The 19,500-nt window shown below is 70.0% G+C and carries 15 protein-coding genes and 3 pseudogenes; 9 read left to right on the top strand and 9 right to left on the bottom strand.

Annotated features, from left to right (window positions below; all coding sequences use genetic code 11):
• Nucleotides 1-221: 221 nt before the first annotated feature.
• A complete protein-coding gene (locus ABZ478_RS36060) occupies nt 222-908 on the bottom strand; it encodes an SDR family oxidoreductase (protein WP_359556464.1) in 687 nt (228 codons plus the stop codon).
• On the bottom strand, nt 905-1,573 hold the full coding sequence (locus ABZ478_RS36055; protein ID WP_359556462.1) for a hemerythrin domain-containing protein: 669 nt from the start codon (nt 1,571-1,573) through the stop codon (nt 905-907). The genes ABZ478_RS36060 and ABZ478_RS36055 overlap by 4 nt, the downstream gene beginning before the upstream one ends.
• A gap of 91 nt (nt 1,574-1,664) precedes the next feature.
• Between ABZ478_RS36055 and ABZ478_RS36050 the strand changes: the two genes are divergently transcribed.
• Nucleotides 1,665-2,276, top strand: a complete 612-nt coding sequence (locus ABZ478_RS36050) for a TetR family transcriptional regulator (RefSeq protein WP_359556460.1) — start codon at nt 1,665-1,667, stop codon at nt 2,274-2,276.
• A 56-nt stretch (nt 2,277-2,332) separates the two neighbouring features.
• Here ABZ478_RS36050 and ABZ478_RS36045 read toward each other — a convergent pair.
• Nucleotides 2,333-2,724: pseudogene (locus ABZ478_RS36045) on the bottom strand (hypothetical protein); the annotation flags it as partial.
• A gap of 125 nt (nt 2,725-2,849) precedes the next feature.
• Nucleotides 2,850-2,903: pseudogene (locus ABZ478_RS36040) on the bottom strand (hypothetical protein); the annotation flags it as partial.
• Between ABZ478_RS36040 and ABZ478_RS36035 the strand changes: the two are divergent.
• Entirely contained in the window at nt 2,902-3,618 is a 717-nt protein-coding gene (locus tag ABZ478_RS36035; RefSeq protein ID WP_359556458.1) for a cytochrome P450, read from the top strand. The pseudogene ABZ478_RS36040 and the gene ABZ478_RS36035 sit on opposite strands and share 2 nt — an antisense overlap.
• A gap of 153 nt (nt 3,619-3,771) precedes the next feature.
• Here ABZ478_RS36035 and ABZ478_RS36030 read toward each other — a convergent pair whose 3' ends face one another.
• Nucleotides 3,772-5,283, bottom strand: a complete 1,512-nt coding sequence (locus ABZ478_RS36030) for a HAMP domain-containing sensor histidine kinase (RefSeq protein ID WP_359556457.1) — start codon at nt 5,281-5,283, stop codon at nt 3,772-3,774.
• Nucleotides 5,280-5,999, bottom strand: a complete 720-nt coding sequence (locus tag ABZ478_RS36025) for a response regulator transcription factor (protein WP_359556454.1) — start codon at nt 5,997-5,999, stop codon at nt 5,280-5,282. The genes ABZ478_RS36030 and ABZ478_RS36025 overlap by 4 nt, the downstream gene beginning before the upstream one ends.
• Before the next feature lie 320 nt (nt 6,000-6,319).
• Here ABZ478_RS36025 and ABZ478_RS36020 point away from each other — a divergent pair, with 320 nt between their 5' ends.
• The 5 genes from ABZ478_RS36020 to ABZ478_RS36000 all read left to right on the top strand — a co-directional run bounded on the left by ABZ478_RS36020 (nt 6,320) and on the right by ABZ478_RS36000 (nt 11,191).
• Nucleotides 6,320-7,735, top strand: coding sequence for a sulfatase (locus ABZ478_RS36020; RefSeq protein ID WP_359556451.1), 1,416 nt, complete (start codon nt 6,320-6,322; stop codon nt 7,733-7,735).
• A gap of 61 nt (nt 7,736-7,796) precedes the next feature.
• Nucleotides 7,797-9,032, top strand: coding sequence for a beta-1,3-glucanase family protein (locus tag ABZ478_RS36015; protein ID WP_359556448.1), 1,236 nt, complete (start codon nt 7,797-7,799; stop codon nt 9,030-9,032).
• 28 nt (nt 9,033-9,060) lie between these two features.
• Nucleotides 9,061-9,780, top strand: coding sequence for a chitinase (locus ABZ478_RS36010; RefSeq protein WP_359556445.1), 720 nt, complete (start codon nt 9,061-9,063; stop codon nt 9,778-9,780).
• Between the two features lie 14 nt (nt 9,781-9,794).
• Nucleotides 9,795-10,760, top strand: coding sequence for a glycoside hydrolase family protein (locus ABZ478_RS36005; RefSeq protein ID WP_359556443.1), 966 nt, complete (start codon nt 9,795-9,797; stop codon nt 10,758-10,760).
• Nucleotides 10,757-11,191 carry a septal ring lytic transglycosylase RlpA family protein gene (locus ABZ478_RS36000; protein WP_359556440.1) on the top strand — a complete coding sequence of 145 codons (435 nt, stop codon included), beginning with the start codon at nt 10,757-10,759 and terminating at the stop codon, nt 11,189-11,191. The genes ABZ478_RS36005 and ABZ478_RS36000 overlap by 4 nt, the downstream gene beginning before the upstream one ends.
• A gap of 9 nt (nt 11,192-11,200) precedes the next feature.
• On the opposite strand, the gene ABZ478_RS35995 is transcribed toward ABZ478_RS36000, so the two are convergent.
• From ABZ478_RS35995 to ABZ478_RS35985, 3 genes and pseudogenes are all read right to left on the bottom strand, one after another.
• Nucleotides 11,201-12,391, bottom strand: coding sequence for an ROK family transcriptional regulator (locus ABZ478_RS35995; RefSeq protein WP_359556438.1), 1,191 nt, complete (start codon nt 12,389-12,391; stop codon nt 11,201-11,203).
• Between the two features lie 252 nt (nt 12,392-12,643).
• Nucleotides 12,644-12,853 carry a hypothetical protein gene (locus ABZ478_RS35990; protein ID WP_359556436.1) on the bottom strand — a complete coding sequence of 70 codons (210 nt, stop codon included), beginning with the start codon at nt 12,851-12,853 and terminating at the stop codon, nt 12,644-12,646.
• Between the two features lie 278 nt (nt 12,854-13,131).
• Nucleotides 13,132-13,645: pseudogene (locus tag ABZ478_RS35985) on the bottom strand (helicase associated domain-containing protein); the annotation flags it as partial.
• 905 nt (nt 13,646-14,550) lie between these two features.
• Here ABZ478_RS35985 and ABZ478_RS35980 point away from each other — a divergent pair.
• Nucleotides 14,551-14,955 (top strand): CU044_2847 family protein, encoded by a 405-nt coding sequence (locus tag ABZ478_RS35980; RefSeq protein WP_359556435.1) that lies wholly within the window; start codon nt 14,551-14,553, stop codon nt 14,953-14,955.
• A gap of 29 nt (nt 14,956-14,984) precedes the next feature.
• A complete protein-coding gene (locus ABZ478_RS35975) occupies nt 14,985-19,328 on the top strand; it encodes a trypsin-like peptidase domain-containing protein (protein ID WP_359556433.1) in 4,344 nt (1,447 codons plus the stop codon).
• Nucleotides 19,329-19,500 lie beyond the last annotated feature (172 nt).

Below are 19,500 nucleotides of genomic sequence, written 5' to 3'. Positions count from 1 at the left end.
CGATCCGAGAACCGACCAACCTCCGACGACTTCACCTGACCCGGCCTTGGCACAACCCATCCAACGACCAGGCCCCAACAAAGTCACCGGTATTGTGCCTAGGTGCGGCTGCTGGGATGAGGGGCTGCTGGGTGTCGCGCATCCGTCCGTATGTTCGTGTCGCTGCCGTCAGGGTGTCGGTGCTGGACCGGCGGATGTGGCACTCGGTGGGCACCGGGCCGTCAGGTGGCGAGCAGGCCGCCGTCCATGTGCAGGTCGTGGGCGTTGACACCGGTGTTGCGGAGCAGGAAGTCGGTGGCGTCGGCGATCTCGGCCATGGTCACCAGCCGTCCGATCGGCGTCTGGGCGGAGTGCGGTGGGTTGGGGACGTCGCGCCACTTGGGGCTGTCGCCAATCAGACCGGGGTGCAGGGCGTTGACGCGGTGCGGCGCGATCTCCACCGCGAGCGTCCTGACCAGGCCGGTGATCCCGGCGTTGAAGGTGCTGACGATCGTCGAGCCAGGGTACGGGCGTTCCTTGGCCAGCCCCCCGAAGAGCACGACCGACGCCTGCGGGGTGAACCGGTCGCGCAGCACGCGGACGGTCTCCGCGTAGCCGACGAGTTTCATGGTCACGGCGGAGACCGCGTCCGTGATGTTGAACTCCGCGAGTGTGTTTGCCGCTTGGCCCACGGCGGTGATCACCAGATGGTCGATCTGGGTGACATCCGCGAGTGCGGCGTCGACGGTCTCGGGGCGGCCGAGGTCGAGGGCTAGCCCGCGGGTGCCGCCGCCGATGCGCGCCGCGACGGCCTCGGCCCGCGCCTTGTCCCTGGCGGTGACGATGACGTCGTCGCCGCGGCCGGCGAAGTGCTGCGCGATGACGCCGCCCAGTCCGCCGCTGCCGCCGACGATGAGTGTGCTGGTCATGCTGTGAAGGTCCTTCCGGATTCGGCGGCCTGGAGGCTGCTGAGGGTGGCTTCGGCCTGCTCGCGCATGGCCGGGACGAGGTGCAGGGCGGCTTCCGGCAGGTTGGCGGTGACGACCGCGAGTTCGCCGGGAGTACCGACCTGCTCGAAGAAGGCGATGTTGAGGTGGGCACCCACGGGCGGGGCGGAGGCGATGACCGTGCGGGAGAACTCCGCCCAGGCCTCGTCGGACATGTGTGCCGTCAGCGCAGGGAACAGCACCAGCTCCTCGTGCTCCAGGTGGGCGTGTACCAGGTCGCGTACCGCCACCGCCGCGTCGGCGAGCGCCGTCCGCTCGTCGGCATCCCGCACGGGAGCGGCCACCAGCGCGTCCAGTGCCGCGTCCAGCGCGTCGTGTTCGGCCGCCAGGTCCGCCGGCCCGGCCGCCGCCGCGGGGTCCGCGGCGGTCAATAGCGGCCAGAGCACGTCGTCCTCGCTCTCGTGGTGGTGCCGCAGCGCCGCGACGAGAAAGTCACGCAACTCCGCCAGGGCCGTGGCGGGGGCGGTGTCCCGCTGTGCCGCCTCCGCCAGCAGGGACGTCGCGGCCCTGTGCATCTTGTGCAGCAGGCGGGTCTCGGCGACCGCCGTGCCGCCTTCGGGTGTCTCAACATTCACTGTGGGATCCATCTCCTAGTTGATATCCAAGTGGATACTAACGTAGCAGTGGCGACGGGCGAGGTGTCGCGCCGCCGTAGAGTGATCACATAAAGGAGGTGCCGTGAACGACGCAGAGCCGGTCTCCGGGCAGCCACGCAGGCGCCGGAGGGATCCCGAGGGACACCGGGCGGCCATCATCGAGGCGGCCCGCCAAGCCTTCGCCGAGCGCGGGTACGTCCGTACGACCCTCCGTGAGATCGCCGGCCGGGCAGGTGTCACACACGGCCTGATCACCCGTCACTTCGCCTCCAAGGAAAAGCTGTTCCTCGCGGCGATGCCGGGCAATCGCGACCTGGAGGACGTCGCGGCCGGTGACCCCGCCACGCTGCCCGACCGGATCGCCCGTGCCTTCGTACGGCGGCTGGAGACCGACGCCGTCAACGATCCGCTGATCGCCCTGCTGCGCAGCGCCGCGTCCGACCAGCGTGCCGCGTCGGACCTCCTGTCCGCGATGCAGGAGCACAGCACCGCCGTCTACCGGTCCGTCCTGTCACCCGGTGAGACCGCCGCCCCCGGCGACGACCTGGACACCCGCGTGGCGCTCGTGGGGGCGCAGATGATCGGGGTGGCGTTCAGCCGGTACATCGCACGGACCGAGCCTCTCGCTTCGATGCCGTCCGACCAGCTCACCGAACACCTCACGCGGATACTGCGGGGCGTCCTCTTCGGCTGACCTCCTCGATCAACCGCCGAAGGCGGTTCACACGGTCCGTGCAGCGTCGGCGTGCCCGGCACGGGCTGCAGAAGGAGCAGCCGCTGCCGGGACAGTGGGCCGGCGAGGACCACACAGTCCAGATCGAGGCGTCCCACCTGCCGGTTGAACACGGACTTCGTCGAGCAGTGCAGCGTCGACACCCGATGCCGGTCCCACATGCCGGCGAACTCCGCACCCGCCGCGCGCAGATCGGCCACCGGTCTCGCGGCGGCGACGCCGAGCGCAGCGCGGAACGCCAGTGCGCGGAGGTGAACCAGTGCCAGGTCAGGTTCCGCTCGTGACCGGGCCGGTCGGTGAAGGTGCCGAACAGGGCGATGTTCCAAGGGTTCTGCGCCACGACGTTGGAGAGGTCGTCGCAGATGAGCGCGGGTGTCGTGGCGGCGAGCGCGTCCAGTGTGTACGACAGACCGGGTCGACGTAGTCCGGGGCCTCGGCGGGCGTAGGCGGCGCCTGCCCAGCCAGCAGGTACACGTGGTGCCGTTCGACGGGTGACAGGCGCAGGGCGGTCACGAGGCTCGCGAGTACCGAGGCCGACGGCTGCGGGCCACCTGCCTGTTCGAGGCTCTCGTAGTACGCCGTAGACATGTTGGCCAGCGCCGCCACCTGGTCCCGGCGGAGCCCTGGAGGGCCGGCCTGGCTGCTGACACGCACCGTCAACGAGTCCGCCGACCTGGGCGGTTTCGCCATGCCGCAGGGCTCGACGGTGGTGTTCAGCCCCTTCGTCATCCACCGCGACCCGGTGGTCTACCCGGAACCGGCCCGCTTCGATCCCTATCGCTGGTCGACGGAGCAGCGGGCCTCGATCCTACGACACGCCTACCAGCCACTCGGTGGCGGGGCGCGGCAGTGCATCGGGGAGAACTTCGCGTGGAGCGAGATGACCGTCATCCTGGCCGAGATCACCAAACGCTGGACGCTGGTCTCCGAATCCGGAGTCGTCCCGCGCATGATGCCCCGGGGTGACGATCCACCCGGACCGGATCGTCATGACTCCCCGCACGCCCTCCGACGCCTCGGGGAGGGCGGCACGGTGACCGCGCCGACTCGACTCACCGTTCCGCCGCTGTACTGCCCGCTGCCTTCGGCCATGCAACCCGACGCGGTGGAGATCGGGCCGCAGTATCGACTAGCTCGCCGGACTCGGCCTGTTCGCCCAGGAGGGGTGCGCGAGGAGATCGAGCCGACCGCGACCGCGGCGGTGCGCCGCCACCTGAGCCAACTGGACCATCTGTCCGGGGCAACCTGGAATGGAGCGTACGGGTGCCCCGATACCACGACGGCAGAGCGGCCGAGCCGGTGATGTCACCGTGGGCGACGACTCCTTCCGACGGTCGGTCGAGCGCACCGCCGATCCCGCCGTCGCCTGGTGGTGGACAGAGCACTGAGTCTCGTGCGGGACGATGCCGGGGACACCGGAGACAGTTGCAAGGAGCGGATGTCCACCCTCGCGGAATTATCCTGACACGCCGCCCGACGGACCTGGATGCGGGCCGATCCAAAGGGTCTCGGGCGTGCCCGTAAGCCAGTCGCGGGGCAGCAGCGGCAAGGTGTGCTCCACGTCCTGGACGCCCGTGGCCGGCAGGCTGACCTCGAAGCGGGTGCCGGGCCGTCCGTCAGGGCGGTCCGACACGGTGATCCGGCCCTGGTGCAGGGCGACCTGCTGGGCGACAAGAGTCAGGCCCAGGCCGGAGCCCGGGCTGTCCGGGCCCTTGCGGAAGCGCTCGAAGACGTCCTCGCGGCACTGCGGGGCGATGCCGGGGCCATGGTCGTCCACGGCGAGTACGGCAGTCGTCCGATGCCCACCGCCCGGCGGACGCAGGGTCACCTCGATACGGGCAACGCCGTCGGCGGCGCGGCCGTGGGTCCAGGCGTTGGCCAGCAGGTTGTCCACCGCCGAGCGCAGTCCCTGCTCCCAGCCGTGGACGCGCACTCCGGCGGTCGCGCGTACGGACACTTCGGCGTCGGGACGGGTGCGCCGCAGGTCGGCGACCGACGCCTCCACGAGCTCCGTGAGGTCCAGCGACGTGAACGCGTCCGCCTCGATCAGGTCGCCCTGCGCGAGCGCCTTCAGCATCACCAGCAGACCCAGCAGCCGGGCGTGCTCGCGACCCAGTTCCCCAAGGACCTCCGTCCGGTCCTCGGGGTCGAGTCCGGGGTGGTCGGTGAGGATGTCGAGGTTGGTCCGCATGCTCATCAACGGGGTGCGCAGTTCGTGGGAGGCGGTCGCGGCGAACGCACGGGAGGTGGCCAGCGCCTCCCCGGTGCGCGCCACCTGCTCGTCGTAGCGGGCCAGCACGGTCTGTACCGTGTGCGCGAGGTCGTCCACCTCGGCGATCCGGGTCGGCGTGTGTTCCAGACGTACGCTGCTGGTCCGCGGGTCGAGACCGCTGGTCCGCCGCTGCAGCCGTCGTAGCGGAAGCACCGCTCTGGCGGCGACGGCCCAGGCGGCGGCTCCGGCGAGTGCCGCGGCCAGCAGTGCTCCGGTCAGCAACCGCCCGCGCACCAGAGCCAGTTCGTCCTCGGCGGTGTCAGGTGACAGCAGCCACAGGTTCGGCGTGGTGCCCTCTTTCGCGGCACCGACGCGCAGCGACAGGACGAGCCAGTCCTTGCCGCCGGAGGTCACGCTGACGGGGTCCGGGGCGTTGCGGGGCAGTGTGGGGTAGGGATCGGGCTGCGGGCCCGCCGAGATCGTGCCCTGTGGCCCGGTCAGCCGGATGCCCACGTCCCGCGCGGAGTTGACCAGCCGGCCTCGGCGGACCCGCTCCAGGAACGGGTGGTCGGCGCCGGCCACGTCCAGATACGCCTTGGCGTTCTTGGCCACGATCGTTGCGCGGGCGCGCAGTTGGTCGTCCTGGTGGGTGCGCAGGTCGTTGCCGACCAGGTGCAGCAGCAGCCAGCCGGAGGCGAGGACCAGCACGGGCACGCTCACGCCGACCGCGAGCGCGATCCGGGTGGACAGTTTCACGGCGTGCCCTCGCTGTGCGGCGGCCGGCGGTCCGTGCGCAGGACGAAGCCGATCCCGCGCACGGTGTGCAGGATCCTGGGCCGGTCGCCCGCCTCCAGTTTGCGGCGCAGATAGCTCACGAAGGTGTCGACGGCGTCGCTGCGGACCTGGAAGTCGTATCCCCATACGAGGTCCAGCAGTTGCTCGCGGGTGAGGACGATGCCGGCGTTGCGGGCCAGGACCTCCAGCAGCGCGAACTCGCGCCGGGTCAGCTGCAGCGGCCGGTCGTCCAGAACGGCCTGGTGAGAGGCGGGGTCAAGGAGGAGGCCGCCGACGCGGACGGGGGCGGTGGCGGCGGCCGGCGGGCGGCGCCGCAGCAGGGCGTGCAGCCGCAGGACCAACTCCTGGAGCGCGAACGGCTTGACGAGGTAGTCGTCCCCGCCCACCTGCAGACCCGCCACCCGGTCGGCCGTCTCGTCCAGTGCGGAGAGCATCAGCACCGGTACGTCGTCGCCGTCGTCGCGCAGGGCCTGGCACACGTCGATGCCGCTGAGGTCGGGCATGGAGATGTCCAGGACGATGATGTCGGGGTGGCCGGCGCGGGCCTCCGCGAGACCGGTACGACCGCCGTCCGCGACGTCCACGGTGAATCCGCTCAGCCGTAGACCCCGTGCGAGCGACCGCCGTATCGCCGCGTCGTCGTCGATCACCAGTACCCGCCCGGTCCTGCCTGCCATGCACACCTCGGTTTCACCGTGTCGATCGAATCTGCCGGAAGAAGACCGATCAAATCACATGATGCGACAGCCTCGGACGGAATGGTGCCCATGAGTTGCCGCCTTCGCGGATTAATTGGCCTCGTCGCGGATTAATTGACCCCGATTCGGAATAATTCGACGAGAGGCGAACAAATATTGACCCCACGGAATCGCGCTGAAACGCTCCAAGCATGATTCGTACTCGTCAATTACTGACTATGGCGGTCGGGTTGGTGGCAATGGCTTTCTCCGTCCAGAGCGGAGTGAGCGGGGCGGCGACAGCCGCCACCACCCGACCCGTGACGCATCCGGCCGCATCCGCATCCACTGCGGCGGCCGCGGCCAAACCGAACATCGTCTTCGTCCTCACCGACGACATGTCCTCGAATCTGCTGCCGTACATGCCCCAGGTGCAGAAGCTCCAGTCGCAGGGCACGTCGTTCAGCGATTTCGTGGTCAGCAACTCGCTCTGCTGCCCTTCCCGCTCGTCCATCTTCACCGGTGAGTACCCGCACAACACCGGCGTCCTCAGCAACGAGGGACCCAACGGCGGCTTCAACGCCTTCCACGACAATGGCCTGGAGAAGGACACCTTCGCCGCGGCGCTGAAGGCCAAGGGCTACCGCACCGCGATGATGGGCAAGTACCTCAACGGTTACGACCCCAAAGCCACCGTCGACGGCCAGCAGCCGTACGTGCCGCAGGGCTGGAGCCAGTGGGACGTCGTCGGCAACGGCTACCCGGAGTACAACTACCGGCTCGCCCACAACCACACGATGGAACCGCACGGGAAGAAGAACAAGGACTACCTGACCGACGTCCTCAGCAAGAAGGGGCAGTCGTTCATCAAGAAGTCCGCGGCGGCGAACAAGCCGTTCATGCTGGAGGTCGCCCTCTTCACGCCACACGGCCCCTCCAGGCCGGCCCGCCGGGACAAGAAGGATTTCCCGGGGCTGAAGGCGCCGCAGGGGCCCGCCTTCGACAAGCCCCCGACCGACGCGCCGCCGTGGCTGGCCCGGCAGAATCCGTTGACCCGGAGCGAGAAGAACACGATCGACAAGAAGTTCCGCAAGCGTGCACAGTCGCTCCAGGCCGTGGACAAGTTGCTCGGCAAGCTCCGCCAGACCCTGACCAGGGCACACGTCGCCGACAAGACCTATGTCGTGTTCAGCTCCGACAACGGCTTCCACCTGGGTGAGTACCGTCTCAAGGCCGGGAAGCAGACGGCCTTCGACACCGACGTGCGCGTGCCGCTGGTGATCGCCGGCCCCGGTGTCGCGGCCGGCCGGACGAGCCACGCTCAGGTGTCGAACATCGACTTCGCGCCCACCTTCGAGAAGATCGGCGGCGCCGCCGTGTCGTCCCGGGTGGACGGGCACAGCATGCTCCCGCTCCTGGACGGCGGATCGGCCGCGGGCTGGCGCACGGCCAACCTGATCGAGCACCGCCACGCCCAGCAGGCGCCTGACGACCCCGACAACCACGGCACCGAGAGCATCAGCCCGCCCGACTACCACGCCATGCGCACGAACTCCTACACCTATGTCGAGTACGACAGCGGCGTCAAGGAGTACTACAACCTGCGCACCGACCCCGACGAACTGCACAACATCGCCGGACGGCTGAGCCGGGCCCGCCTCGCGGAGCTGCACACCGCGCTGACCCGGCTGAAGAACTGCCAGGGCGACGGCTGCTGGAGCGCCGGACACCCCTAGCTCGCAAGCCAACAGGTCCCGTACTCAGGCCTATTCACTCCCTCCGGCCCGTTTTTCCGTCATGCACAGCACCGAAAAGAGGTTCTTCCACATGTTCTCGTCCGATGCCCAACCGCCCAGCCGCCGAGTGGCGCTGGCCTCGATCGCAGGGGCCGCCGTCGCCGGATCCGCGCTCGTGTCCGGCGGCCCGCGCGCCTTCGCCGACTCCGGCGGCGCCGAGCCGGCCGCCGAGGCGGCGCGCGGCGGGCTGCCGCTCACGGTCGTCAACAGCAGCGGCAAGGTCGCCAACCAGGCGATTCACCTGTACATCGTGGGCAGCAAGGGAGACCGGCAGGTGCGGGTCACCCGGCGCGGCACCCTGGCCCCCGTCAAACTTTCCGACAACCACGCGGGCGGTTTCACCGACTACGCCATCCCGCTGGCCGCCCGCGGCGCGACCAGGCTGCGGCTGCCGCGCATGTCCGGACGCATCTACGTGGCGCTGGGCCACAAGCTGAAGTTCAAGGCCGTCCGGGGCGCCGACGGCAGGATCGGCCTGCAGCAGCCGGCCGGCTGGGTGGAGTCCGACCCCAACTACCCGGTGCTGCACGACTTCGTGGAGTTCACCCACGACGCGGCCGGCATGCACTGCAACACCACGATGGTGGACATGTTCAGCGTTCCGATGATGATCGGTCTGAACGGAGCGAAGAACCACAGCACCGGCCGGCTGCGCGCCGGCGGCCGCGCACAGGTCTTCCACGCCCTGCGGAACCACCCGGACTTCTCGCGGCTCGTCATCGGGAACCGGCGCATCATCGCCCCGAGCCACGGCCTCGACGCCGGTCTGTTCCCCCAGCACTACTTCGACCACTACATCGACAAGGTCTGGCAGACCTACCGCGACAAGAACCTCGTCGTCAGGACGAACGCGGGCACCTTCACCGGCCGGGTCAGCGACCACCGGCTCACCTTCTCCGGCCCGGCGCAGGTGTCCTTCGCCAAGCCCTCCACCCGTGACGTGCTCTTCTGCGACGGGGCGCTCGCCGCCCCCAACGACGGGACCACCGGCCCCGTCGCCGCCGCCCTCGGCGCCGGATTCAACCGCTCGACGCTGCTGAGCCACCACAAGCAGCCCACCACCCACGCCTCGGCCTTCTACGGCACCGCCGTCACCAACCACTACGCCAAGGCCATCCACGCCGCGACCACCAACGGCAAGGCCTACGGCTTCGCCTTCGACGACGTGGCCGACTGGGCCTCCTACATCGAGGACCCGAGGCCCCAGCACATGCACCTGACGCTGACCCAGTTCTGAACCGACCGCCACCGCAAGGAGTTGCCGCATGCGCAAGCCACGCACCGTCCAGGCCGTTCTCACGGCCGTACTGATCACGAGCTCCGCGATCGGTCTCAGCGTCAACACGGCGTCCGCCGCAGAACAGCGGGGTGGATTCGTCGTCAGCAAGGCGCAGTACAACAAGATGTTCCCGCACCACAAGAAGCTCTACACCTACAAGGGCCTGGTCAAGGCGATGAAGGCGTTCCCGGCCTTCGCGCACACGGGCGACGCCGGGACCAGGAAGCGTGAGGCCGCCGCGTTCCTCGCGAACGTCAGCCACGAGACCAGCGGGCTGATCTACATCAACGAGCAGAACAAGGCCAACTGGCCGACGTACTGCCGGCCGGAGCCGTACGGCTGTCCCGCCGGCCAGTCCGCCTACCACGGCCGCGGCCCCCTCCAGATCAGCTGGAACTACAACTACAAGGCCGCCGGCGACAAGTTCCACGTCGACCTGCTGCACCACCCGAACCTCGCGGCGAAGAACTCCGTCGTGACCTGGAAGCTCGCGCTCTGGTACTGGATGACCCAGTCCGGCCCCGGCACCATGACGCCCCACCACGCGATGGTAGGGAGCGGCGGCTTCGGCGAGACCATCCGCAGCATCAACGGCAGCCTCGAATGCAACGGCACCAACACGGCCGAGATGCGGGAACGGATCGCGAAGTACAAGAAGTTCACCAAGATGCTCCACGCCGGCACCGGCCGGCACCTCAGCTGCTGACGGCGGGGGACGTCATGCCGCACATACGCGTCCTCGCCCTGCCGTTACTGCTCTCGGCCGTACTCGTGGCCGGCAGCCAGGGCACAACGCCCACCGCGTTCGTGGCGGGCGGCCATTCCGCCACCCTCCCCGCGGCCTCCGCGGCCTCCGCGGCCTCCGCCGCCTCCGCGGCGAAGAAGAAGGGCATCAGCGCCTGGAAGTTCGACGGCGTCACCAAGACGCTCGCGAACGCGAACGTCGGGTGGTTCTACACCTGGTCCTCGGGAAAGCGCGGCATCAAGCCGCCGCGGGGCGTCGAGTTCGTTCCCATGATCCATGACAAGGGCTCAGTGACCAAGCAGGAGCTCGGCCAGGCGAAGAAGCAGGGCAGCACGCTGCTCGGCTTCAACGAACCCGACAGGCCGGACCAGGCGGACATGACTGTCGACCAGGCACTCGACCTGTGGCCCCGGCTCCAGTCGACCGGTCTGCGCCTCGGCGCTCCCGCCGTGGCCACCGGCGGCGATGTCGCCGGCGGCTGGCTGGACCGGTTCATGAAGGGCGCCGCCGCCCGCCACTACCGGGTCGACTTCATTCCCCTGCACTGGTACGGCGCCGACTTCAACTCCCAACGCGCGACGGCGCAGTTGCGCGGCTACGTCGAGGCAGTGCACAAGCGCTACAAGAAGCCGATCTGGCTCACCGAATACGCCCTGACCGACTTCTCGTCCGGCATCCCGCGCTATCCGACCAAGGCGCAACAGGCCGCCTTCGTGAAGAAGTCGACGGCCATGCTCCAGCACCTGTCCTACGTCCGGCGCTACGCGTGGTTCACCCTCTCCACGAACCGCGGCGACGGCACCGGCCTGTACCACGGTGCGAAGGCCAACCGGGTGGGCGCCGCCTATCGGGCGGCGGGCTTGAAGGACCCTCTGCCGCCCTTTCGACCCACCGACGTTCGATCCAACGACAAGAGAAGAGAAACGAGGCTCACGACATGAGCAAGCGGATCCTGCACGCCTGCCTCGCGGCCGGAACAGCCGCACTGACCGTGGTCGTCGCCCTCGCTCCGGCGAGTTCCGCCGCGACCGACTCCGCACAGGCCCACAGGCCGAAGTGCTGGGCGACGCACTACGGCCCGGTACCTCCCGGCAGCACCACGTCGAACGGCGACATCTTCGACAACAGCAAGAACACCGCGGCGACTTCGCTGACCCGCAAGCACCAAGTGCCCTTCGGCACCAGGGTGAAGGTCACCAACGTGGCGAACGGCAAGTCCCTGGTCGTACGCATCAACGACCGTGGCACGTTCAAGCACACGAAGCAGGAACCCAAGTGCCTGGACCTGACCGACGGCGCCTTCCGCAGGCTCGGCGGGAGCCTCGACCCCGACGCCGGTCACATCGTCGTCCGGCAGAAGGTCCTGCACTAGCCACCCGGTTCACGGCATGAGCGCCCGGGCTGTCCCCCGCAGCCCGGGCGTTTCACGATCCGTGTGCCGCCGGAGCAGGGCGATGGCGCCGAGGGCGGTGCCGGGGTCGCCGAGTCCGGCCGGAATCACGCGAGGCACCCCGTACGAGCCGCGGGCGATACGGGTGTCGAGCACGCGCTCGATCGGCGCCATCAGGGCCCGACCGGCGTCGACCAACTCACCGCCGATGACGATCACGTCCGGTCCGACGGCATGGCTCACATCGGCCAACACCCTCCCGACCTGCGCGCCCACCTGCGACAACACCGCATGCGCGATCTCGTCGCCGGACTCCAGCGCGGTCACCAGCTCCGGCACGTCCGCCACCGCACATCCCGCGGTTCGGCAGGCGTCGAGTACCGCCCCGACCGATGCCACGGTCTCCAGGCATCCGACCGCGCCGCACTCGCAGGGCGCGCCGTCGGGGTCCACGCTGATGTGGCCGAACATTCCGGAGCGGCCGTCGGCGCCGCGGTGCAGGGCGCCGGCCATCACCAGTCCGCCGCCGACGCCGTGCGACAACCGCAGATACAGCACGTTCCGTTCGCCCGCGGCGGCTCCCCAGATCGTCTCGGCCAGGGTGGCCAGCCGGGTGTTGTCGTCGATCAGCGCCGGTGCGCCGAAGCGTTCGCGCACGCGCGCCGCCACGACGTCATGCCGAGGAGACCACAGCGGCCCGTGCCCAGACGGTCCGACCGACCCGGTCACGCCGATGCCGATGCCGTTCAGGGCGCCCGGCCGCAGCGTTCCGCCCGTCAGCCGGTCCGCCAGCCGCCACGCGAGGTCGATGCGGGTCTGCCACGGGGTGTCGGGACCGTGCGGTTCGCCGGTCGTGCCGACTATCGCGTGCGTCGCGTGCGTCGCGTCCATCGCGGCCACCCGCACCGCCCGGCGCGCGAACTCGATACCGAGCAGCCGGCCTGCCCCGGGGTTCAGGGTCAGCACCTCCGCCGGCCTGCCGCGCCTGCGCCGGGCCACCTCCGGTACCGAGGCGAGGACGGTGCCGTTGTCCATGAGCGCTCCGACGGCGTCGTAGAGCGTGGTGCGGGACAGGCCGCTCAGGGGCCCTAATTCTCCTCGGGTCAGCGGGCCGTGCTCGCGCAGCAGGCGCAGTATCAGGGCCTTGTGCGCGGTGGAGGCCGGTGTCGGCTCGGTCGGCATGGCGAAGGCTCCCCCTCTTTCAGTGCAGCTGTCACGTGACAGGGCGGAGTTGACCCGCCACCTGTGCCGCGAGAAGTTAGGGGGTGTCTTTGTGGGAATTCTGTGGGCCTGCGATGCGGCGGCGGGTCGGGTACGACATGGGTGATGCGACCGCCCACCACTCAGAGGGAACGTATTCGGGCGTGGGCGGTGTTGCCCCGCACCGGAGGTACTCCCGTCTCCGTGGTCAGTCGCACTTCCTCGGCCAGGAGCTCACGGAGGCGATTGCCGTTCTGGGAGATCGCGGTGCGGTACTGGGGTAGAGATGCGGAGGACCGGATCGAACTCGTCCAGGAAAGTCTCGGCGCGGGGGACGGCGAACTCGACCTCTACGCTCTCCGAGTGCACCTCCACGCGTCCGGCATCGCTCAGCGCGCGCTTGACGAGTTCCGCCCGCTCCAGGTATTCGGCCAGCGTAGCCACAAGCCCACCTCAGGCTCGTCCATGCGGTCGATGGCCCGTGCCACGGGGGCGAAGAACGGAGCGCCCACGGCAACGGCCCAGCTCACCATGGTGGCGACACGATCGGAGCCACCGGTATCGATCCCCTCGGCCTCCGCCGCGTCGGCCCGCGCTCCAGAGGCCCGATGCCTACGCGTGCGTACGAGGGCCCGCGTCGCCCGGCGCTGGGCTCCGCCGGGTGGATGTGCTCAGCGAGGTGATCGGCAGTGTCCGGATCGGACGTATCGAGGCATGCTCGATCAAGGAGCGGGGGCCGTGGGAGTGGCGGTGTCCGCCTCTGACCGCCAGCGGATTCCACATCGTCCTGCAGGGCAGTGCAGGAGCTGCTCTACCCTCTTCGGCGACAGCGTGGCGGCACGGCTGCGTTGGTTGCTGATGCATGCTCCGAGCCTGAGTTCCAGCATCTCCTCGCCCTCGCCCTCGCCGACGGTGATCGTCTCGATGTGTTTCCTCGGTACCCGTAGGTGTCCTTCGCGCAGGTAGTACTGGCGGGCGGCCGCGTAGTTCAGCGCTCACGTGTCCGCCTGGCTGTGCCGCGGCTTCGGCTTCTCGTCGTCGGCGGAGGCGATCCCGAGGATCTGCTCGCACAGCCACTACTGGGCGGTGGTGAGCTTGTCCCAGCCGAGCCGGACCGAGCGTACCCACCGTCCGACGTCCGAGGTCCTCGCTCTGGTGCAAGACGTCGCCCGGCGCCGTGGGCAGGGTCCCGCCGGCTTCGAGGTGTTGTCGGGTGAGATGGAAGGCGCGTTGCCAGTATCGGCGCACACCTCCAGCCCCATCTACCCGAAACCGTTCTGCGTCTCCTGCTCGCCACCCTGGTGACCGGCGTCGGCGCGCTCTACGCGGTAGCCCGTGCGGGTGACTGCGGCGCGACGCCCCGGGCGCGTCGCCTTGGCGGGCCGCTACGAAGATCCCGAACTGTTCGGGATCTTCGAAGGGACCGCCGTTCCACTACGACAAGGGCCCGCTCCGGGGGAGACGGTCACTCTCCCCGTACGCGACGCCCCCGTGCAGCTGCCGGTGCGGGAGGAGGACCGCACAGGCTATGACCGCTGGTAGGCGTATCGAGAACGGTCCCGGAGCAATCTTCTCCGTCCTGCACGAACAGAGGGGACAGGGCCACCTGCGTTCGAAACGGTTGACGGATTCCAGGCTCCCGGGGATCCCAACGACAGCGTGGTAGTCGGTGCCCCAGGAAGCACACCCGCCCAGCGGCTGTATGACGCGAACCAGCCTCCGAGGGACGCCATCAGCCACGCTTCGAACAGGGGCCAGCGTACGGCTCCATGCAATTGGTGAGCACGAACTGGCGGAAGTCGATCACACCGATCAAACTTAGAGGGCGGTATGTAAGTGCATAGGTGATTTGGCGTCAGCTGAATGTGTGGCAGTGCGGTATCCCGGCCGGTCGGCGGACTCGGGCGTGCTGGGCTGGTTGCTGTGAGCGAGCGCAAGTCCTGCAAGACCGACCTGTCCGACGAGCTGGTCTCTGGTCCTGCGGGGTGAGGTTCTGCGCTCATCCGGATTGCCGGGAGTGAGATTTCAGTTCCTACTGACGTGCCGTCAAATTCGCAGCGCCTGGAGACGATCCGGTCCCGGCAGGCCGTCGAATCGGTAGTGTACGGAGCCGGCGTGGCAGGTGTCGCGAAGGGGGAAGCATGGCGTACCTGGTCGAGTTGCCCGTTTCCGGGGCGGGCGGCGCGGGAGCGGGTGGCGAGGGGGCGGGATCCGCTCCGTCGGATGCGACCGGCATCATCAAGGTCCAGATCGACGAGGTCGCGGACGGGCTGGTGCAGGTCGCCCGTCCCGGGCAGGTCGTGGCGCGGGCGACCCGGTCGCTGAACGACATGCTCGCCGGGATCCGGCCGGTCGCGGAGAACTTCGTCGACGGATTCCGCGATATGGCACGGCAACCCGACGAGATCGGCGTCGAGTTCGGCCTGTCCCTGTCGGCCGAGGCGGACGTGGTGATCTCCCGGACGACCGGACAGGCCAACTTCAAGGTCACCCTGACCTGGCGCAATGAGTCGTCCGGCGAACCGGCAGCGGACGCCGCGGGATGACAGTGCCCGCGTTACCGCCCGAACGTACGGTGGGTACGGGCCCGCAGTCCCTGGACGCGGCCGTACTGCGTGTCCTCGACGGCCGTGGGCAGCCCGTCGGCGTCGCCTTCCTGGTCTCCGACACGCTCGCCCTGACCTGCGCGCACGTGGTTCATGCGGCCCTGGGCACGACGGGGGACGCGGCGCCTCCCGCTTCCGCCCGGATCCAGGTCGACCTTCCCCTCGTGCCCGCCCCGCAGCCCGACGGCGGCACGCCTGCGACGACGGCCGGTGTCGAGCACTGGGTGCCGCCGCGGACACCCAACGGGGGATCCTCGGTGCCCTCCGCGCGCGCCGAACCCTCTATGCCCGCCACGCGCGACGATGTCGTCGAGCCCGCCGACGTGGCCGTGCTTCGGCTGCAGACGCCGCTTCCGGGAGCGGCACCGGTGCGTTTGGTGCACGCGGACGAGTTGTGGGGGCACCCGATGCGGGCGTTCGGGCTGCCCGTCGGCCGTCCCGGCGGGGTCTGGCACGCGGGGGTGTTGCGGGGTCGGCAGGCCGACGGCTGGGTGCAGGCCGATCTCGCCGGCAACGGGTATCCGGTGTCCCGGGGCTTCAGCGGCGGCCCCGTATGGGACGACCGGCTGTCAGGTGTCGTCGGCATGGTCGCGGTGGCCGAGTCCGGACAACCGCCCGTCAGTTACCTGATACCCACCGGCGGACTGTTGGCCGCCCGGCCCGAGCTGCGCGAGGTCACGCTGCCGCCGTCGCCGTTCCGGGCTCTCTCGGCATTCCAGGAAACGGACGCGGCGATCTTCCACGGCAGGCGGGCCGAAAGCGACGACGTGGCGCGGGCACTGGCCGCCGAGCGCCTGGTCACCGTCGTGGGGCCGTCGGGATCCGGCAAATCGTCGCTGGCCCTGGCCGGCGTGGTGCCCCGGCTGCGCGCGGAAGGCGCCCAGGTGGCGGTGGTGAGGCCGACTCCCGGCAGTAGCCCGCTCACTGCCTTCGCGGCGGCCGTGCTGCCGCTGCTGGAGCCCGGCTTGCCCGAGGCCGAGCGCCCCCAGCGGATCACGGAACTCGTCGAAGTGCTGCGCCGCCACGGCCCGGCGGACCTCGTGGCCCGGCTGCTCCAGCTGAGGCGCGGCAGCCGACTGCTCCTCGTGGTCGACCAATTCGAGGAGGTCCTCGGCCTGGAACCGGACGCTGTCGACGAGCTGGCCGACCTGCTCACGGGCGACACGCTGCCCGGCACTGTCCGCGTACTGATCACGTTGCGCGCCGACTTCCTGGAGCAGGTGCTGGCCCATCCGCGGTTCGGCCCGGAGATCGGCGGACACCTGCACGCGCTCGCCCCGCCGGCCCCGGAATGCCTGCGCGAGATCGTGACCGTGCCCGTGGAGGCCGTCCCAGGTGTGTTCTACGAACCCCATCTCGCCGAGCGCATCCTCGCCGACACCGACCCGGGGCCGGGTCGGCTGCCGCTCCTCGGCCTCACTCTCGACCTGCTGTGGCAGCGGCAGCAGGGCGGCCTGCTGACGCACCGGGCGTACGAGGAGCTTGGCGGTGTGACCGGCGCGTTGGGCGAACACGCCGACCGGGTCTGGGAAGCGTGCGTGCCGCCCGGGGACGAAGAAGCGGCCAGGCGGCTGTTCACCCGGCTCGTCCGGGTCCCGGTCGGCACGCCCGCGCCCATCCGGCGGATGGCGTTGCGCACCGAACTGCGCGCCGAGGAGTGGAGGGTCGCGCAACGGCTCGCGGGGACGAGGCTGTTGGTGACCGGCCGCGACGTCGAGGGCACCGAGACCGTGGAACTCGCGCACGAGGCGCTGATCAGCGACTGGGGCAAACTGGCCGACTGGACCACCGGGGACCGTGCCTTCCTGGAGTGGCGGGCCGCTCTGCAGCAGGACATGGACCGCTGGGAGCACGCCGAGCGTCCCTCGCAGTTGCTTCCGACGCCCCTGCAGCTCGCCCGGTCCGAACAGTGGCTGAGCGAACGCGGCGAAGAACTGACGGATACCGAACGACGCTACCTGGACGCCGGCCGCGCCCACCGCCGCGCGAGGGCCCGTCGGCGGCGGACGGTGCTCTCGGCCGTCGGTCTCGTCGTGGCACTGGTCCTGGTGGCACTGTCGTCGCTCTACGCCACGCGGGAGGAGAGCCGGGGACGCGCGGCGGAAGCCGCCTCCCGCGCTCTCGCGGTGGCTGCGGAGGACGACGTACGCACGGAACCCGCCCTCAGCGTGCTGAAGGCACTTGCCGCCTACCGCACGGCGCCGACGCCGGAGGCCCGCAACGCGCTCCTGCGGCAGTACCTGCGCTTCAAGGACTACGACCGGGTACTTTCCGGTGTGCTGGGCACGGTCCGGGAGGTCACCACCAGTGCGACCGGCGACGTCGTGCTGGCCACCTCGAAGCTGGGCCGGGCCGTCCTGTACGTCGGCGCCACCTCCGGTCCGGTGCTCAGCGCCCAGGTGCCCTCAACCGGGCAGGTCCAGGGAGTCGCGGTGTCCGCGGACGGCAGGCGCGGCGCCTACGTCCAGGCGGACGGCAGGGCCGTATGGTTCGAGGTGGACACCGGCGCCGCAGGCCTGCTCGGCCCGATGCACCGGCTGCCCGACGCGCCGGGCGGCAGCGACGTCAGCTGGGAATCCTCGGTGCGCCCCGCGATGTCGGCGGACGGCCGTGTCCTCGCTGCGCGCGTCCGGGGCCGCCTGGTGTGGTGGAACCTGGACCGTGGCACCCTCGCCGGTGAGGTGCCCGCACCCCACGACATGAACACCGCCCTGTGGCTCGGCCCGGACGGGCGGACGATGCTGACGAAGGTCTACACGGCGTCGGGCGCGCAGGCGCTGAAGTCCGTGGACATGGGCACCGGCCGCGTCACGCAACTCCTCTCCGAGGCCGTGGAGATCCTCGTGTCCGGTGACCGCCGCACCGCGGTCGTGTGCCGAGCGGAGGGCAAGCACACCGTCGTCAGCCGTCACCGGACCTCCGACGGCGCCGGGATCGGCCGCCCCTACCGAGAGCAGGACAAGGCGTATGCCACTGACATATGTACGGTGGACGCCGTCGACGCGACCGGGCGGCGCGTCTCGCTCCCCTGGGGTGAAGGACTGCGCGTCGTGGACCTGAACAGGAGCGAGACGATCTCCTGGTCGCCGCTGCCGCGATCCGGCGCACAGTCCATGCCCGCGGACCTCCTTGCGGAGTCGCACGGCAGGCTCTACTACGTGAGCCAACAGGAGTCGATGATCACCTTCCTGGGACTGACACCGGGCAGACGACTGCCCGAGGTCGCTCAGCAGCGGCTCACCGCCGACGGGAAGCGGACGATCACCGTCCTGGAGGACGGCTCCCGCATGGAACTGCGCCCGGCCGACCCGGGGCGGAGAGGACAGGTCCTCGCGGAGGCGTCCCGGGCGAAGCCGTACTGGGTGCCCGACCAGCCCGACCTGCCCGTCTTCGACGGCAGCGGCAGGCTCGTCGCCGACCGCGAGTCCGCCGACACGGTGGTCGTCCGGGACGCGTCGACGCTGCGGAAGGTGGCCACCGTTACCGCCGTCCGGCCGCCGAAGACCCGGCCCGGCACCCATTGGGTCCGGGACCTGGACGTCAGTGGGGCGCTCAGCTGGCACTTCCAGCAGTACGAGTTCCGCTACTTCTTCGACCACACCGGCCGCCTGCTGACGGTCTCCGGCACCGTCGTCCAGCAGTGGGATCCGCGAACGGGCCGGCAGACCGCCCGCTTCGACGCCGGCGCGCTGCGCCCCGGCGATGACCCGGACGCGCTCGTGACGATCGCCCCGTATCCGGACCGGAACCAGGTCTCCGTGATCGTGCGGGGGCAGCGCGGCATCCGCGTCGTCGACATCACGGACGGACGCGTCACAGCCCGCGTGCCCACCGAGGGGGATGTCCTCTCCGCCGAATTCAGTCCCGACGGACGGTACTTCGCGGTCATGCGCCGTGAGACGGGACTCGAGGTGTGGCAGCGCGGCGACCCCGGACGCAAGGTGATCGGCCCGCTGAGCACCGTCGGCGAGAGCAGCGCCGACGCGTACCGCGCCGTCTTCCTCGACGACGGCCGCTTCCTGATCGCCGCGGACAACGCCGTACGCACCTACCGGATCGGCGAGCGGAGCTACGGCGACGCGTACCTGTTCGCCGATTCGACCCTCAGGACGGGGGACTACTCGTTCCCGGACGTGTCCGAGGACGGCAGGACCGTGCTCCACGCCGCCTTTGACAAGACCGCCAGCGCCCTCGTCCTCGACCCGGAGCTGTGGAAGCGGGAGTTGTGCCGCATCGTCGGAGACCGCGCGTTCACGGCGGACGAACGCGACAACCTCCCGGCGGAGGCGAAGACATGGCAACTGTGCCCGTAGCGCCGGATGTTGCCCGGCGAGCATGGACGACGAGGTCCGAGCGAGGGGGACGCATGGCGTATCCGGTCGAACCACCCGTGTGCGCGCCCGGTGGCGCCGGGGATGTCGCACCGCGCGGCCCGGCCCTCGCCGCCGGCGCGGACCTGGGGATCTCCCGGACCACCGCGCAGGC

Source organism: Streptomyces sp. NPDC005706, assembly GCF_040631045.1.
In the GTDB taxonomy this organism is placed as follows: Bacteria; Actinomycetota; Actinomycetes; order Streptomycetales; family Streptomycetaceae; genus Streptomyces.
The sequence above is the reverse complement of the archived record's forward strand: the minus strand, read 5'-3'. Positions and strand labels throughout refer to the sequence as shown.

What these genes read in the sequence shown, in the direction of transcription:
- ABZ478_RS36060 (WP_359556464.1), bottom strand. Translation starts at nt 908, where the DNA reads ATGACCAGCACACTCATCGTCGGCGGCAGCGGCGGACTGGGCGGCGTC.
- ABZ478_RS36055 (WP_359556462.1), bottom strand. Translation starts at nt 1,573, where the DNA reads ATGGATCCCACAGTGAATGTTGAGACACCCGAAGGCGGCACGGCGGTC.
- ABZ478_RS36035 (WP_359556458.1), top strand. Translation starts at nt 2,902, where the DNA reads ATGTTGGCCAGCGCCGCCACCTGGTCCCGGCGGAGCCCTGGAGGGCCG.
- ABZ478_RS36025 (WP_359556454.1), bottom strand. Translation starts at nt 5,999, where the DNA reads ATGGCAGGCAGGACCGGGCGGGTACTGGTGATCGACGACGACGCGGCG.
- ABZ478_RS36015 (WP_359556448.1), top strand. Translation starts at nt 7,797, where the DNA reads ATGCACAGCACCGAAAAGAGGTTCTTCCACATGTTCTCGTCCGATGCC.
- ABZ478_RS36010 (WP_359556445.1), top strand. Translation starts at nt 9,061, where the DNA reads ATGCGCAAGCCACGCACCGTCCAGGCCGTTCTCACGGCCGTACTGATC.
- ABZ478_RS36005 (WP_359556443.1), top strand. Translation starts at nt 9,795, where the DNA reads ATGCCGCACATACGCGTCCTCGCCCTGCCGTTACTGCTCTCGGCCGTA.
- ABZ478_RS36000 (WP_359556440.1), top strand. Translation starts at nt 10,757, where the DNA reads ATGAGCAAGCGGATCCTGCACGCCTGCCTCGCGGCCGGAACAGCCGCA.
- ABZ478_RS35995 (WP_359556438.1), bottom strand. Translation starts at nt 12,391, where the DNA reads ATGCCGACCGAGCCGACACCGGCCTCCACCGCGCACAAGGCCCTGATA.
- ABZ478_RS35980 (WP_359556435.1), top strand. Translation starts at nt 14,551, where the DNA reads ATGGCGTACCTGGTCGAGTTGCCCGTTTCCGGGGCGGGCGGCGCGGGA.